We start from the raw sequence: 14,881 nt of genomic DNA, 5'->3' as shown, positions 1-14,881 counted from the left end.
GTTGCTGACCCCGTAGTGGGAGGAGAACACGATCAACGGCGCTGTGCGGACCTGGACGAGACCTGGTCCCGCGCGCCCCTCGGCCGGCTGGCCCGCCGTGTCCTGCTGGGCGGGCTCTTCCACCGGATCCTGCTGCCCTGGTACGTCGAGCGGCGGGTCGAGGGCCTCGAGCGGCTGAGCACGGTGCGGGGCCCGGCGGTCTTCGTCGCCAACCACCACAGCCACATCGACACGCCCGTCCTGCTCTGCGCGCTGCCGTACGAGCGCCGCCGGCGGACGGTCGTCGCCGCGGCGGCCGACTACTTCTACAAGGACCGTCACAAGGCCGTGATCGTCTCCACGCTCTTCGCCACCGTGCCGGTGCTGCGCGAGGGTGGCGGCTCCAGCGAGCTCGACCACGTACACGCGCTCCTGCGCGACGGCTGGAGCGTGCTCGTCTACCCGGAGGGGACGCGCGCCAAGGACTCGCGGCTGCGGACGGGCGCGGCGGTGCTCGCCGCGCAGCACGACGTGCCGCTCGTCCCGGTCCACCTCACCGGCACCGCCGACGCGATGCCGCGCGGCCAGGTGTGGCCGAAGCGCAAGCTCTGGCAGCGTCGCCACCCGATCCGCATCGCGTTCGGGCGGCCGGTGCGGCCCGCTGCACCTGAGGCGCGGCGGGAGGCGATCGACGAGGTGCGCGCCTTCTTCGACGCGCAGGAGCTCGTCCGCGGCTAGCGCTGCGTGCGCGGGGCGTCGAAGACGCGCCCGACCAGCGCCTGCGCCGTCAAGACGGCCTTCGCGCCGCTCTTGTGGGTGACCGTGATGCGGATGGTGCGGTTGCGCATACTCCGGTAGCGGTGCTTGCCCACGACGGTGTACGTCCGGCCGCTCTTGCGCACGGTGCCGCGCGAGCGGGTGCCGTCGCCCCACGTGACCGTCGCGCGCAGCTCGGCCGCCGCGTACGGGCGGGAGCTCTCGAACGCCACCAGCGTCTGGTTGAAGCCCAGGTGGTCGACGGTGAAGCGCAGCGGCGGCCGCTCCAGCTGGGTGTACGGCGCGTCGATCACCAGCTCGCGCGGGTACCGCGTCTCCGCACCCGTCCGCTGGTCGCGGACGACCGCCGTCACGGCGTAGGTCCCCGGCTTGGCGTAGCGGTGCTGACCTCCGACGATCATCGTCGTGGCGTGGAGTAGGCCGGGGCCGGTCGTGCCGTCGCCGTAGTCGATCGTGACGGTGAAGCGGGCCGGGTCGTTGGGGTCGACGCCGTCGGGGCAGTGCTGGGCGATGAACACGTACCCCTCCACGCCGGCCACCGGCGGCGGCGCTGGGGCCACGCGGGGACACGGGCCGTCGGCGGACGCGGCGGGCGCCGCGATGAGCGCCGCGAGGAGCGCCGCGGCGGCGGCGAGGGAGACAGCGGCGGTGCGGGGCATGCCCCTGCAACCCGTGGCGCGGTGCCGGGTCGCGGACTTTGTGTCGTCCGCGACCCGGCGGGAGCCTGCGTCAGACCTTGACGGCGGCGGGCTCGAGCGCGATGTCGAGCACCTCGCCGACGGTCATGACGGGGTGGAACGTCATCTGCTCGCGCACCTCGGCCGGGACGTCGTCCAGGTCACCGCGGTTGCGCTCGGGGATGATCACGTCCGTCAGGCCGGCGGCGTGCGCGGCCAGGACCTTCTGCTTGAGCCCGCCGATCGGGAGCACGCGGCCCTGCAGCGTGACCTCGCCGGTCATGCCCACGGTGTGCTTGACCGGGCGGCCGGACAGCAGCGACGCCATCGCGGTCGTCATCGTCACGCCGGCGCTCGGGCCGTCCTTCGGGATCGCGCCTGCGGGGACGTGCACGTGGAACTCGCGGTCCTCGAACGCGTCCTCGTCGATGCCCAGCTCACCCGCGTGTGCCCGCACGTAGGTGAGGGCGATGCGCGCGGACTCCTTCATCACGTCGCCGAGCTGGCCGGTCAGCACCAGGCCGCCCTTGCCCTTCGCGCGGTTGGCCTCGATGAAGAGCACGTCGCCGCCGACCGGCGTGTACGCCAGGCCCGTCGCGACGCCCGGCACCGCGGTGCGGATGGCGGCCTCCTGGAAGAACTTCTGGCGGCCGAGCGCCTCGCGCAGCGTGTCGACGTCCACCGTCACCGGCGGCGTCACCGTCGCGGACGCGACCTTCGTCGCCACCTTGCGGAGCACCTTGCCGATCTCGCGCTCGAGGTTGCGGACGCCGGCCTCGCGCGTGTACTCGCTGATGAGCGTGCTCAGCGTCGCGTCGTCGACGGACACCTCGCTCTCAAGCAGGCCGTTGCGCTCGCGCTGGCGGGGGAGCAGGTAGTCCCGCGCGATGGCGGTCTTCTCCTGCACCGTGTAGCCGTCGAAGCGGATGACCTCCATGCGGTCCAGCAGCGGCCCGGGGATCGTCTCGGCCATGTTCGCAGTGGCGATGAACATCACCTCGGACAGGTCGATCTCGACGTCGAGGTAGTGGTCGCGGAAGCTGTGGTTCTGCGCCGGGTCGAGCACCTCGAGCAGGGCCGACGACGGGTCGCCGCGCCAGTCGGCGCCGACCTTGTCGACCTCGTCGAGCATGATCACCGGGTTCATCGTCTTCGCGTCGCGCAGCGCGCGGATCAGGCGGCCCGGGAGCGCGCCGATGTACGTGCGCCGGTGGCCGCGGATCTCCGCCTCGTCGCGGACGCCGCCGAGCGACATGCGCACGAACTCGCGGCCGGTCGCGCGGGCGATCGACTCGCCGATGGACGTCTTGCCGGTGCCGGGCGGGCCGATCAGCGTGAGGATCGCGCCGGCCTTCTTGTCGGCCTCGATCCCGCGCTCCTCCCGGAGCTTCTTGATCGCGATGTACTCGACGATCCGCTCCTTGACGTCGTCGAGGCCCGCGTGGTCGGCGTCGAGCACCTCGCGCGCCTTGACCGGGTCCAGCACCTCCTCGGAGCGCTCCGACCACGGCACGGCCACGAGCCAGTCGAGGTACGTCCGGATCATCTGGCCCTCGTTGCCGTCGCCGCTGCGCTCCAGCCGGGCGACCTCGCGCTCGGCCTGCTCGCGCACGTGCTCCGGCATGCCGGACTCGGCGATCTTGCGGCGGTACTCGTCGGAGGCCGAGCCCTCGTCCTCGCCCAGCTCGCGGCGGATCGACTCCATCTGCTTGCGCAGGAAGTACTCGCGCTGCTGCTTCTGGGCGCCGGACTCGACGTCGTCGCGGATCTTGCGCCGCACCTGCATCTGCGTCAGGCGCTCGCGCTGGTACTCGACGGCCAGCGCGAGGCGCTCGGTCACGTCGGTCGTCTCGAGCAGGCGCACCTTCTGCTCGAACGTCAGGTCGGGGGAGTAGCCGGAGCTGTCCGCGAGCGGGCCCGGGTCGGTGATCGCGCGGAGGAACTGCGCGACGCGGCCGTCGTCGCCGCGCAGCTCGAGGATCTCCTCGATGACGGCGCGGTAGTCGGTCTCGAGCTCGCGGGTGCGGCCGTTGGCCGGCACCTCGTCCGCGATCTCCTCGACCGTGACGCGCAGGCGCCCGCGCGGATCGGTCTGGGCGGCGCCGACGATGACGCCGCGCGCCACGCCCTCCAGCTGCGCGCCGCGCGCGCCGCCGGGGAGGCGGACCGTGTCGGTGACGTCGGCGATGGTGCCGACGGCGGCGAACTCGTTCTCGTGGCGGGGGACGAGGAGGACACGCTCCTCGCCCGCGACGTCCACGGGAAGGGTCACGTCCATCGTGGGGAAGACGACGGTGTCGTCGAGGGGTACGAGCAGAAGCGTCTGATGCATGCGGAACCTTTGAGGGGGTAGAAGGTTGCGCGTGCAAGAGTAGCGCACATCTCAGTCGGCCGCCACCACGAATCTCAGCGCGGCCGACTGAGGTTTGCTTGACGTCAGTGTTGCAGAAGCGCGAACGGGATCGTGACCGGCGCCCCGGCCGTCCAATCCAGGACGGCGGCCTGGGACGCGCCCGGCGGGAGCGTCACGTCGATCGCGTTCGGGTCGCGTGTGTCGGTGTCGCGCGACGCGAGCGCGCCGTCGTACTCGCCCGCCCCGCCGCCGAAGCGGAAGTCGTGGATCCAGCTCATGCCGGTCCCGGCCGTCGAGTCCCAGTACGCCCGCGAGTAGACCGGCCGTACGAGCCCCACGCCCTCGTCGCCGGCGGCGTGCGAGAGCATCGTCACGGCGTACCGCGCGGTCGCCGGATCGGTGCTGCCGAGCGCGCTGCGTGGGATCGACATCGCGATCTGGCGCGTGACCGGGAGCGCGAGGAGGGACACGCTCCCGGTCGACGCACCGCCGGCCTCCGTGAAGACGCCGGAGCCTTCGAACCCGTCGCCGACGACGACGTGCGACCACGGCGCCTCGAGCTGCGCGTTCACGCCCGGGAGCGCCGCGCGCGGCGGCCCGGACGCGCCGCCCGGCGTGACGTAGACGTTGAGGCGCTGCACCGCGATCTGGTTGCCGCCCCACGGGTTGCGGACCTCGCCTGCGATGGTCGTGACGAGGTTGAGCCGATCGCCGTCCTCGTAGACCGCGAACCGGGTCAGGTCGAACGCGCCCGGGTTGAACGCGTCGGACGCGGGATACACGTAGCTGCCGGGCCCGTGGTCGTCGCCCGCCGGGTCGTCGATCGCGCCGACCGGCGTGCCGAAGTCGGTCGAGGTGACCGTCAGCTGCTCGGCCGCGGTGCCGCCGTCGGCGCCGACCGCCACGACCGTGATCTGGTTGGGCCCGAGGGTCAGCTCGACCGGGACGGAGAACGCGCCGCCCGGTCCGGGCGTGGCCTCCACGCTCCGCCCGCCCGCGTTCACCACGACGCGCGTGCCGTCGGTCGTGCCCGTCACGTCCACGGTCCCCGCGTCGGTGGTGGAGCCGTCGGCCGGTCCGGTGACCGTCAGCGACGGCGCGGCCGGCAGGTCGCCCGCCGCGTACCGCTGCGCGACGACGGCGGGCTGCTCGACGACCCGCCGGGCCTGGATGCCCGCCGCGAGCCGCGCGTACTGCGCCATCGACCACGCCAGCGGCGTCGCGCTGCCGGTGCCCTCGCCGAACGCGAACCGCCCGCCGAGCGTGTCGGCGCGGTCCCACACCTGCTCGGGGATCAGGTAGCCCGCGTTGGCGCTCCGGGCCATCGTGCGCAGGTGCTCGTCGGCGGCCCGGCCCGCGGCCAGCTCGTACTCGCCGCGCTCGCCGGTCAGCAGCGGCCACAGCCGCCCGACGCCGGTCCCGTCGTACGGGGCGCCGTCGGCCTTCTCGCCGTAGCCGTCGTGGTTGTAGCGGTAGAACATGCGCCCGTTCGGCGTGTCGACCGCGATCGTGCTGTCGATCTCCGGCAGCGACGCGAGCACCTCCGGGTCGTCGAACCGCTTGACGCCCAGGCGCACGAGCTCGAGGAAGCCGGCGTCGACGATCTCGCGCTCGGCCCAGTTCCCGCCGCCGTTGTTGATGTCCAGGCGCGCGTCGTCGTCCGGGTTGCCGCTGCCGTCGATGCGCTCGAAGTAGCGGCCGTCGCCGAGGGGGCCGGTCGTCGTGAACGTCCACGACTCGACCCGCCGCTGCCAGTCGTCGGCGACGCCCTCGTACAGCACCGCCGACGCGGTGTCGCCGTTGGCGCGCGCGATGTCCGCGGCCGTCACGAGGCCGGCGATCTCGGCGGCGATGGTGGACGGCGAGAAGCCGCCCTCCTCCTCCCACCGCTCCTGCGGCGTGGACGGGCCGCGCGCGACGAGGAAGTCGGCGGCCTTCTTGACGTGGTCGCGCCACGTCTCGGCGTCGTCGCGGCCGAGCTGCCACGCGAGCACGATCGGGAACGCGACCTCGTCGAGCTGGAGGCTCGGCCAGTACGGGCGGCCGTCCAGGTACGAGTTCTGCGGGAACGAGCCGTCGGGTCGCTGCTGGACGTCGAAGAGGTAGTCGAGCGCGCGCTCGGCGCCCGCCTCGTCGCCGGCCGCGATCAGCGCGGTGGCGACCTGGTAGAGATCGCGCGACCAGACGAGGTGGTAGCCGCCGACGCCGGGGTTGTCGGCGTTCTGCGCCTCGCCCCACGGCACAGTCAGCGACGCGACGTTGGCGCCGCGGGCGATCTTGTCCTCGTGGGCGCGGAGCGTCATCAGCGCGACGTTCCACTGCGTCGCGAGCTGGCCGCGCAGGTGGCGCGAGCGGTCGAGCGTGCGCAGGTAGCCGTGCCAGCCGGCGGCGTACAGCACGGCACGGGCGGCGAACGGGAGCCGCAGGGAGTCGCGCGCGGTGCGGTCCGCCGCGGCGGTCGTCTCGCCGAAGCCGAGCGCGAGCGTCGTCGTGCCGTCGCGGCCGAGCTCCAGCTCGCCGGTCTGCACGACGTTGCCGTCGGGCGCGTCGGTCCAGGCGCCGTCGAGGTCGAAGTCGTCGCGGAGGTCCTCCAGGCCGTCGCTGGCGCTGCCCGCGTACCCGGTCGAGCGGCGCGCGAAGCCCTCGCTCGCGCGCAGCGCCGCCGCGATCTCGCCTTCGCGGACGGTGAAGCCGCCGCCCGCGCTGGCGCCCGTGTCGTTCGTGCCGGTGTTGGCGAGCGACGGGTCGAAGCGGGCGAACACGCGGTACCTGCGGCCGTCGAGCGACCGGAGCCGGACGCGCATGAGGATCGTGTGGCGGGAGGGGTCGGTGACGTAGGTCTTCTCGATCCGGTACCGCTTGGACTTCGCGGTGTTGACCTGGCGGTAGACGAGCGCGCGGTCGTCGAGCAGCTCGATCGCGTGCGTCGTCGCGGTGCGCTCGTCGTCGACGAACGTGCGCCCGTCGGTCACGAGCAGCCGCAGGTCGCGCACGTTGGCGACGTCGACCTGCGGGAAGTACGCCTCGGTCATGACGCCCTCGGCGAGCGTGTGCCAGACGTGCGAGCGCGTGTTCGCCGACGTCCCGAACCCCTGCTTGGCGCCGGTCGTCCACGTCGACGGCGCGCCCGGCGCGCCGGGTGCGGTGGCGGCCTGCGCGGCCCCGCTCGAGATGGCTGTCGCGACCGCCGCGAGCACGGCGACCAGACCTGCACGCCTCATGCGCTCTCCCCCTGACCCGTGGCCGCGTCCCGCCGCGGCCGACTGGCGCAAGGGCTACCAGCGCCCGACTTCGTTCGCAACAAAACAAAGTGGTCCGGTGGGTAGGACGGCGGGATGACGTCCTCGCCCGACCCCGTCGACCTCGCCGCGGCGGAGCGCGCGCTCCGTGCCCACAAGGAGGAGATCGAGCGCCGCCTGGGCCGCTTCACCGCGCGCCCGGAGCGCGGCGCGAACCTCTCGTTCGGCAAGCGCATCGGCGACGGGACGAGCGAGGCCATAGACCGGCTCAACACGATCGGCGTCGGCACGCAGCTCGAGGCCCGCCTCGAGAAGGTCGACCGTGCGCTGGCCAAGCTCGACGAGGGCACCTACGGCACGTGCGACGCCTGCGGCGGTGCCATCGATCCGCGCCGGCTCGCGCGCTACCCGGAGAGCACGGTCTGCGCGAGCTGCCCGCTTCCCCGCCGCTAGCGGAAACGCGCCAACGCGGAACAGCGAGCCCCCGAGGGCCTCCCTTACGCGGGCGCGCGCAACGCATCGCCGATGTGTTGCGCGGCTGACTGACACTTGTGTCAGTTGTCGTGTAACGTCCGGCACGAGGAGGAGGGAGAGGGTTTGGAAGCCGTTCGGTCTGTCCCGACCGAGCGGACGGCTGGGGCGATCCTGGCTGTCCGCAACGTCGAGGTGGTCTACAACGACATCGCCCTGGTGCTTCGTGGCGTCTCCATGGAGGTGCCGCAGGGCCAGGTGGTCGCGCTGCTCGGTGCCAACGGCGCCGGCAAGACGACGCTGCTGCGCGCCATCACCGGCCTGCTGAGCGTCCACCGCGGCAAGGTCACGAAGGGGCGCGTCGAGTTCGAGGGCGGCAAGGTCAGCGGCCTCGACGCCGCGACCGTCGTGCGCCGGGGCATCGCGCAGGTCATGGAGGGTCGCCGGATCTTCCAGGAGCTGACCGTCGACGAGAACCTGCGCGCCGGCGGGTTCACGCGCCGGCGCAGCAGCGACGCGAAGGAGACGCACGATCGGGTGCTCGACCTGTTCCCGGTGCTGAAGGAGCGGCGGCGGTCGATCGCCGGCTACCTGTCCGGCGGCGAGCAGCAGATGCTCGCGATGGGCCGGGCGATGATGGCCTCGCCGCGGCTGCTGCTGCTCGACGAGCCGTCGCTGGGCCTCGCCCCGCGGCTGGTCGAGCAGATCCGCGACCTCGTCGTCGACATCAACGCCCAGGGCACGAGCGTGCTGCTCGTCGAGCAGAACGCGACGATGGCGCTCTCGATCGCCCAGCGCGGCTACGTGATGGAGACCGGCCGGGTCGTCAAGGAGGGCGCGGCGGCCGACCTGCTCGCCGACCAGGACATCCAGGAGTTCTACCTCGGCGGAGGTGGCGAGGAGCGCCGCTCGTTCCGCGACGTCAAGTCCTACCGGAGGCGCAAGAAGTGGGCCTCCTGACGGTCGAGGACGTGACGCTCCGCTTCGGCGGCGTGCGGGCGCTGGACGGCGTCAGCTTCGAGGTGCGCGAGCGCGAGCTCTTCGCGGTCATCGGCCCCAACGGCGCGGGCAAGACGTCGATCTTCAACTGCCTGAACGGCGTCTACCGCCCGCAGCAGGGCCGCATCACGCTCGACGGCGAGGACCTCGCCCAGCACTCACCGTCGAAGATCGCGCAGCTCGGCATCGCGCGGACGTTCCAGAACCTGGGGCTCTTCACGAACCTCAGCGTCGTCGACAACCTCATGCTCGGCCGCCACCACCTGATGAAGACGGGCTTCCTGTCCGGCGCCGTCTGGTGGGGCCGGGCCAAGCGCGAGGAGATCGAGCACCGCGCGAAGGTCGAGGAGGTCATCGAGCTGCTGGAGCTGGAGGCGCACCGCCACACCCACGCGGGCCTGCTCCCCTACGGCATCCAGAAGCGGCTGGAGCTGGGGCGCGCGCTGGCGATGGAGCCGAAGGTGCTGCTGCTCGACGAGCCGGTCGCCGGCATGAACCTCGAGGAGACCGAGGACATGGCCCGCTACATCCTCGAGGCGCAGGAGCAGCTGGGCATCGCGATGATCCTCGTCGAGCACGAGATGCACCTCGTGATGGACCTCGCCGACCGCGTCATGGCGCTCGACTTCGGCAAGCCCATCGCGACCGGGACGCCCGCGGAGATCCAGGCCAACCCGAAGGTCATCGAGGCGTACCTGGGAGGCACCCCGGCATGACGGCCACGGGAACGCTCCCCGCCCAGCTCCTGCACCACGCGGGCGCGCGGCCGAACGCCACCGCGCTGCGCGAGAAGCACCGCGGCGTCTGGCGCGAGACGACCTGGGGCGAGTACGCGGATCGCGCCGCGCGCGTCGGGCTCGGCCTGCTGGAGCTCGGGGTGAGCAGCGGCGACACGATCGCGATCCACTCCGAGAACCGGCCCGAGTGGGTGCTCGCCGACCTCGGCGCGCAGGGCATCGGCGCGGTCGTCACCGGCATCTACCCGACCAGCCCCGCGGCGGAGGTCGAGTACCTGCTCGGCCACTCCGAGGCGGTCGTGCTGATCGCCGAGGACGAGGAGCAGCTCGACAAGGCGCTGGAGGTGCGGGCGCAGCTGCCGAACCTGAAGCGCATCGTCGTCGTCGACCCGCGCAACGTGCGCGGCCTGGGCAGCGACCCGTCGATCATGACGTTCGCCGAGCTGGAGGAGCTGGGCGCGAAGCGCGAGCGGCGCGAGTGGGACGAGCGCGTCGCGCAGCTCGACCCCCAGGCGACCGCGATCATCGTCTACACGTCGGGCACGACCGGTCCGCCGAAGGGCGCGATGATCACCCACGCCAACCTCGTCGCGGCGGGCGAGGCCTTCGTGCAGATCTACGACGTCGGCCCCGACGACGAGGTGCTCTCGTACCTGCCGCTCTGCCACATCGCCGAGCGGCTGTTCAGCGTCATCGACGCCACCGCGGTCGGCTACGTCGTGAACTTCGGCGAGGGCGGCGAGTCGTTCGTGCAGGACCTGCGCGACGTGCAGCCGACGTTCTTCCTCGGCGTCCCGCGCGTGTGGGAGAAGATGATGGCCGGCGTCGAGATCCGGATGGCCGACGCGTCGCGGGCCAAGCGGGCGGCGTACCGGTGGGCGCTGGGCAAGCGCAACCCGCTCGCGTCGCTGATCCTGCGGCCGCTGCGCGACAAGCTCGGGCTGAGCCGGTGCCGCAACGCGGTGTCGGGAGCGGCGCCGATCGCCCCGCAGGTGCTCGAGTACTTCGCGGCGCTCGGCGTGCCGGTCCGCGAGGGGTACGGCCAGACGGAGAACACCGCGGTGTGCACGTTCACCCCGCCCGACGACGTGCGGATCGGGACGGTCGGGCGCGCGTGCCCGGGCGTCGAGCTGCGGATCGCCGAGGACGGCGAGATCCTCACGCGCTCCGGCGGCGTCTTCAAGGGCTACTTCAAGAACCCCGAGGCGACGGCCGAGACGGTCGACGCCGACGGGTGGCTGCACACCGGCGACATCGGCGTGCTCGACGCGGACGGGTTCCTCACGATCACCGACCGCAAGAAGGACATCATCATCACCGCCGGCGGCAAGAACGTCTCGCCGTCGGAGATCGAGAACCGCCTGAAGGTCTCGCCCTACGTGCGCGAGGCGATCGTCGTCGGCGATCGCCGCAAGCACCTCGTCGCGCTGATCGGCATCGAGGCCGACACCGTCGGCGATTGGGCGACGCGGCGCTCGATCCCGTTCACGACCTACGGCGACCTCAGCTCCAAGCCCGAGGTGCGGGAGCTGATCGCGGGCGTGGTCGACGAGGCCAACCGGGAGCTGGCGCAGGTGGAGACGATCAAGCGGTTCGCGCTGCTGGAGAAGGAGCTCGACCACGAGGACGGCGAGCTGACCGCGACGCTGAAGGTCAAACGCTCGGCCATCGAGCGGCAGTTCGCGGACGAGATCGAGGCGCTCTACGCATGACCGAGTTCCTCCAGATCGCGTTCGCGGGGCTGGCGCTGGGCGCGCGCTACGCGCTCGTCGCGCTCGGCTTCGTGATCATCTACAAGGCGACCGGGGTCATCAACTTCGCGCAGGGCGCGCTGCTGGCGCTCGGCACGTACCTGACCTACGCGCTCGTCAACAGCGCCGAGCTGCCGTTCTGGATCGCGGTCATCGGCGGCGCGGTCGGGACCGCGCTGGTGGGCGCCGCGATCGAGGCGCTCGTGCTGCGCCGGATGGTCGGCCAGCCCGTGTTCGCGGTGATCATGATCACGATCGGCCTGCTGTTCATCATCGACCAGGTCATCACGGCCATCTGGGGCTTCGACGCGCTGAACCTCAACGACCCGTGGGGCGTCGAGACGGTCGACGTCAGCGGCGTGACGATGTCGGTCCGCGACCTGTGGACGCTGGGCATCGCGGGCTTCGTCCTCGCGGGGTTCTTCGCGTTCTTCCGCTTCACCGACTGGGGCGTGGCGATGCGCGCGACCGCGTTCGACCAGGAGGCGGCGCTGGCACAGGGCATCAGCGCGCGGAAGGTGTTCGCGATGTCCTGGGCGATCGCGGGCGCGCTCGCGGCGCTGGCGGGCGTGACGCTCGCGGCGGGCGCGGCGGCGGTGACGCCGGGCATCGGCACGGTGGCGCTGCTCGCGTTCCCGGCGATGATCGTCGGCGGGCTGGACTCGCCGCTTGGCGCGGTGCTCGGCGGCCTGATCATCGGGCTGACGCAGGCGCTCGTGGCGGGCTACCAGGACGACGTCGCGCCGTGGCTGGGCGACGGCTTCTCCGGCGTGGCGCCGTACGTCGTGATGATCCTGATCCTGCTCGTCAGGCCCTACGGCCTGTTCGGCACTCCCGAAGTGAGGCGCGTCTGATGGCCAAGCCGCACCACGCGATGACGCGCAAGTACGAGGACGAGCTGCGGCTGTTCGGCTCGCGCTCGGCGAAGGTCGGGCTGCTGCTGCTCGTCGTCGCCTGGCTCCTGCTGCCGCAGATGATCTCCGGCGACTTCTGGCTGTCGATCCTCAACTACGCGGGCATCGCCGCGATCGGCGCGATCGGGCTCAACCTGCTGACGGGCTACACCGGCCAGGTCTCGCTCGGGCAGGCGTTCTTCCTCGGCTGCGGCGCGTACGTCGCGGCCAAGGTCGGCGGTGAGCTGGAGTTGCCGCTGCCGCTGTGGCTGCTCGCGGCGGCGATCTTCGGCGGGGTGGTCGGGGCGCTGATCGGGCCGTTCGCGCTGCGCCTGCGCGGGAACTACCTGGCGATCGTGACGCTCGGGCTGGTGTTCCTCGGGGAGCACCTGTTCCGCAACATGACGAGTGTCACCGGCGGCAACTCCGGCACGTCGATCAACGCGCCCACCAACGTCGGCATCTACGACATCGCCGACGCGGAGATCATGGGGACGATCTGGTCGCCCAACCAGGCGTGGTTCTGGGTGATCTGGGCGCTGGTGGCGCTCGTCGCGCTGCTCGTCAAGAACATCGTGCGCACGCGCCCTGGCCGGGCGCTGCAGGCGGTGCGCGACCGCGACGTGGCGGCCGAGGTGATCGGGGTGCGGCTCGGGACCTACAAGGTGTGGGCGTTCGCGCTCTCGAGCGCGCTGGCGGCGATGGGCGGCGCGCTGTACGGCTCGTACCAGCAGTTCGTGAGCCCGGAGCAGTTCACGCTGTTCCTGTCGATCCAGTACATCGCGATCATCATCGTGGGCGGGATCGGCACGGTGTTCGGCTCGATCCTCGGGGCGCTGTTCCTGGGCGGGCTGCCGGCGATCATCGAGGAGTACTCGGAGTCGATCCCGGGCGTGCAGTCGAGCGCCTCGGACAGCGGCTTCATCTCCGTCGCGTCGTTCAACGAGGCCGTGTTCGGCGTCCTGATCGTGCTCTTCCTGATCCTCGAGCCCCGCGGGCTCGCGGCGATCTGGCTGCGCGTGAAGGCGTACTTCAAGGCGTGGCCGTTCTCGTACTGACGAAGAGCTGGGAGCAGGTAAAGCGATCTCTGAGGAGGGGTCATGCGGAGGAAGGGTCTGGTCGCCGCTGCGGCGGCTGCGGCACTCGCTTTGACGGGTGCGGCGTGTGGACAGGAAGAGGATTCCGGCGGCGGTGACAGCGCCGGCGGGGGCGAGCCGAAGAAGACCGTCGGGTTCGACGGGACGACGATCAAGCTGGGCGTCCTGACGCCGCTGACCGGGCCGGTCGCGGTGATCGGCGAGCCGCTGACCGCCGGCAACGAGGTCTACTTCGAGGCGGTCAACAAGAAGGGCGGCATCGCCGGCAAGTACAAGGTCGAGATCGAGCAGGCCGACACGCAGTACGAGCCGGACCGCACGGTCCAGCAGTACAACCGGCTCAAGAGCGACGTCGCGGCGTTCACGCAGGTGCTGGGCACGGCGCCGACGCTCGCGCTCCTGCCGCAGCTCAACCGGGACAAGATCCTCGCGGCGCCCGCGTCGCTGGACGCGTTCTGGGTGCGTGAGCCGCAGCTGCTGCCGGTCGGCGGGCCGTACCAGATCCAGGCGATCAACGCGCTCGACTACTACGTCAACAAGGCGGACGGCAAGGGCAAGAAGATCTGCTCCTTCATCCAGGACGACGTGTACGGCGAGGCGGGCCAGCAGGGCGTCGACTTCGCGGCCGAGAAGCTCGGCTTCCAGGTGACGGAGACGCAGAAGTTCCGCGTCGGCACGAAGGACGTCGCCGGCCAGGTGCAGCGGCTCAAGAAGGCGCAGTGCGACGCGGTCTTCCTCGTCGCGACCCCGACCGACGCGGGCACCATCTGGGGCACCGCCGCGCAGCTGAAGTTCGCGCCGCGCTGGATCGGTCAGTCGCCGGCGTGGATCGACGAGCTCGGCAAGTCGCCGCTCGCCGAGTACCTCAAGCAGACGACGTGGATCAGCGCCGAGGGCACCGAGTGGGGCGACGAGTCCGTCCCCGGCATGGCCGAGATGGTCAAGAACGTCCAGGAGCTGCGCCCGAAGCAGCAGCCCGACTACTACTTCGCGTTCGGCTACAACCAGGGCCGCGCGATGGAGGCGGTGCTGGAGAAGGCCGTCGAGATGGGCGACCTGTCGCACGAGGGCATCTCGAAGGCCGCCGCCCAGCTGGGGACGGTCTCGTTCGAGGGCCTGACCGACGACTACCAGTACGGCAACAGCGCGGAGGAGCGCAACCCGCCGCGCAAGTCCACCATCTTCGAGGTGGACCCGGAGAAGCCGTTCGGGCTCGGCCGGCTCGAGTACCAGTACGAGTCGGAGTTCGCCAAGGAGTTCCAGTTCGAGAAGGCGGAGCTGTAGTGCCATGACGGCTAGCGCGCGGGCAGCGGACACGCGGCAGCTGCTGCTGGACGCGGCCCGCGCGGCCTTCTCCGACCGCGGGTACCGCGCGACGACGGTGGCGGACATCGTCGAGCGGGCCGGGACGGCGCGGGGGACGTTCTACCTCTACTTCCGCAACAAGGAGGAGGTCTTCCACGAGCTGATGGTCGAGCTCGGGGAGGTCCTCCGGCGGGAGGCGCGGCCGCCGATCCTGCCCGACTCGCGGGCGGACCTGGTGGAGCTGGCGACGCGGCGGTACCTGGAGGCGTTCTCGCGTCGCAGGGGGATGTGGCGGGCGGAGCTGGAGGCGTTCGGTGGCCACCGCGACGTGGAGCAGCACTGGCTCAAGCTCCGCGAGGAGTTCATCGAGCGCATCGGCCGCGACCTCGAGCGCTGGCGCCGGCGCGGCGAGGTCCGCCAGGACGTCGACGTCCCGGTGACCGCCGAGGCGCTCGCGGCGATGATCGAGTGGATGGCGTGCCTGGAGTTCGTCGTCCGCGACCGCCCCGCGGAGGGCGAGCGGTTCGAGCGGCTGGTGAAGACACTCACCGGCCTGTGGATCCTCGGGACGAGCGCGCCGCTCTAGCGCGTGGAGCAGGACCG

General features: G+C 71.7%; 12 protein-coding genes. 9 read left to right on the top strand and 3 right to left on the bottom strand.

Annotation, left to right across the window (positions count from 1 at the left end; genetic code table 11):
* The first annotated feature begins 15 nt into the window (after window positions 1-15).
* Window positions 16-717 carry a lysophospholipid acyltransferase family protein gene (locus tag AC1UE5_RS14090; protein ID WP_482924452.1) on the top strand — a complete coding sequence of 234 codons (702 nt, stop codon included), beginning with the start codon at window positions 16-18 and terminating at the stop codon, window positions 715-717.
* Here AC1UE5_RS14090 and AC1UE5_RS14085 read toward each other — a convergent pair.
* The 3 genes from AC1UE5_RS14085 to AC1UE5_RS14075 all read right to left on the bottom strand — a co-directional run bounded on the left by AC1UE5_RS14085 (window position 714) and on the right by AC1UE5_RS14075 (window position 7,007).
* The gene (locus tag AC1UE5_RS14085; protein ID WP_482924450.1) at window positions 714-1,415 is read right to left on the bottom strand and encodes a hypothetical protein; all 702 of its coding nucleotides are present in this window, start codon (window positions 1,413-1,415) and stop codon (window positions 714-716) included. The genes AC1UE5_RS14090 and AC1UE5_RS14085 overlap by 4 nt on opposite strands.
* Before the next feature lie 70 nt (window positions 1,416-1,485).
* Entirely contained in the window at window positions 1,486-3,765 is a 2,280-nt protein-coding gene (lon, locus tag AC1UE5_RS14080; protein ID WP_482924448.1) for an endopeptidase La, read from the bottom strand.
* 104 nt (window positions 3,766-3,869) lie between these two features.
* Window positions 3,870-7,007: a glucan 1,4-alpha-glucosidase gene (locus AC1UE5_RS14075; RefSeq protein ID WP_482924446.1), complete on the bottom strand. Its 3,138-nt coding sequence runs from the start codon at window positions 7,005-7,007 to the stop codon at window positions 3,870-3,872.
* Between the two features lie 114 nt (window positions 7,008-7,121).
* On the opposite strand from AC1UE5_RS14075, the gene AC1UE5_RS14070 reads away from it, so the two are divergent.
* The 8 genes from AC1UE5_RS14070 to AC1UE5_RS14035 all read left to right on the top strand — a co-directional run bounded on the left by AC1UE5_RS14070 (window position 7,122) and on the right by AC1UE5_RS14035 (window position 14,864).
* On the top strand, window positions 7,122-7,478 hold the full coding sequence (locus tag AC1UE5_RS14070; RefSeq protein WP_482924444.1) for a TraR/DksA family transcriptional regulator: 357 nt from the start codon (window positions 7,122-7,124) through the stop codon (window positions 7,476-7,478).
* Between the two features lie 189 nt (window positions 7,479-7,667).
* The gene (locus AC1UE5_RS14065) at window positions 7,668-8,456 is read left to right on the top strand and encodes an ABC transporter ATP-binding protein (protein ID WP_482925046.1); all 789 of its coding nucleotides are present in this window, start codon (window positions 7,668-7,670) and stop codon (window positions 8,454-8,456) included.
* Complete coding sequence (locus tag AC1UE5_RS14060; protein WP_482924442.1) at window positions 8,444-9,211, top strand: ABC transporter ATP-binding protein; 768 nt, start codon at window positions 8,444-8,446, stop codon at window positions 9,209-9,211. Before AC1UE5_RS14065 ends, AC1UE5_RS14060 begins: the two co-directional genes overlap by 13 nt.
* Complete coding sequence (locus AC1UE5_RS14055; protein WP_482924440.1) at window positions 9,208-10,944, top strand: AMP-dependent synthetase/ligase; 1,737 nt, start codon at window positions 9,208-9,210, stop codon at window positions 10,942-10,944. The genes AC1UE5_RS14060 and AC1UE5_RS14055 overlap by 4 nt, the downstream gene beginning before the upstream one ends.
* The gene (locus AC1UE5_RS14050; protein WP_482924438.1) at window positions 10,941-11,837 is read left to right on the top strand and encodes a branched-chain amino acid ABC transporter permease; all 897 of its coding nucleotides are present in this window, start codon (window positions 10,941-10,943) and stop codon (window positions 11,835-11,837) included. Before AC1UE5_RS14055 ends, AC1UE5_RS14050 begins: the two co-directional genes overlap by 4 nt.
* Window positions 11,837-12,934, top strand: coding sequence for a branched-chain amino acid ABC transporter permease (locus AC1UE5_RS14045; protein WP_482924436.1), 1,098 nt, complete (start codon window positions 11,837-11,839; stop codon window positions 12,932-12,934). The genes AC1UE5_RS14050 and AC1UE5_RS14045 overlap by 1 nt, the downstream gene beginning before the upstream one ends.
* 42 nt (window positions 12,935-12,976) lie before the next feature.
* Window positions 12,977-14,257, top strand: a complete 1,281-nt coding sequence (locus AC1UE5_RS14040; protein ID WP_482924434.1) for an ABC transporter substrate-binding protein — start codon at window positions 12,977-12,979, stop codon at window positions 14,255-14,257.
* 4 nt (window positions 14,258-14,261) lie between these two features.
* A complete protein-coding gene (locus tag AC1UE5_RS14035) occupies window positions 14,262-14,864 on the top strand; it encodes a TetR/AcrR family transcriptional regulator (RefSeq protein WP_482924432.1) in 603 nt (200 codons plus the stop codon).
* Window positions 14,865-14,881: the final 17 nt, after the last annotated feature.

The organism is Parviterribacter multiflagellatus (genome assembly GCF_056863265.1).
Note: the sequence above shows the minus strand (reverse complement) of the source record. Positions and strands in the feature narration are given on the sequence as shown.

Bases quoted from the DNA above. Each gene is read 5' to 3' on its own strand.
- AC1UE5_RS14070 (WP_482924444.1), top strand. From the start codon at position 7,122: ATGACGTCCTCGCCCGACCCCGTCGACCTCGCCGCGGCGGAGCGCGCG.
- AC1UE5_RS14040 (WP_482924434.1), top strand. From the start codon at position 12,977: ATGCGGAGGAAGGGTCTGGTCGCCGCTGCGGCGGCTGCGGCACTCGCT.
- AC1UE5_RS14085 (WP_482924450.1), bottom strand. From the start codon at position 1,415: ATGCCCCGCACCGCCGCTGTCTCCCTCGCCGCCGCCGCGGCGCTCCTC.
- AC1UE5_RS14075 (WP_482924446.1), bottom strand. From the start codon at position 7,007: ATGAGGCGTGCAGGTCTGGTCGCCGTGCTCGCGGCGGTCGCGACAGCC.
- AC1UE5_RS14055 (WP_482924440.1), top strand. From the start codon at position 9,208: ATGACGGCCACGGGAACGCTCCCCGCCCAGCTCCTGCACCACGCGGGC.
- AC1UE5_RS14045 (WP_482924436.1), top strand. From the start codon at position 11,837: ATGGCCAAGCCGCACCACGCGATGACGCGCAAGTACGAGGACGAGCTG.
- AC1UE5_RS14035 (WP_482924432.1), top strand. From the start codon at position 14,262: ATGACGGCTAGCGCGCGGGCAGCGGACACGCGGCAGCTGCTGCTGGAC.
- lon (WP_482924448.1), bottom strand. From the start codon at position 3,765: ATGCATCAGACGCTTCTGCTCGTACCCCTCGACGACACCGTCGTCTTC.
- AC1UE5_RS14050 (WP_482924438.1), top strand. From the start codon at position 10,941: ATGACCGAGTTCCTCCAGATCGCGTTCGCGGGGCTGGCGCTGGGCGCG.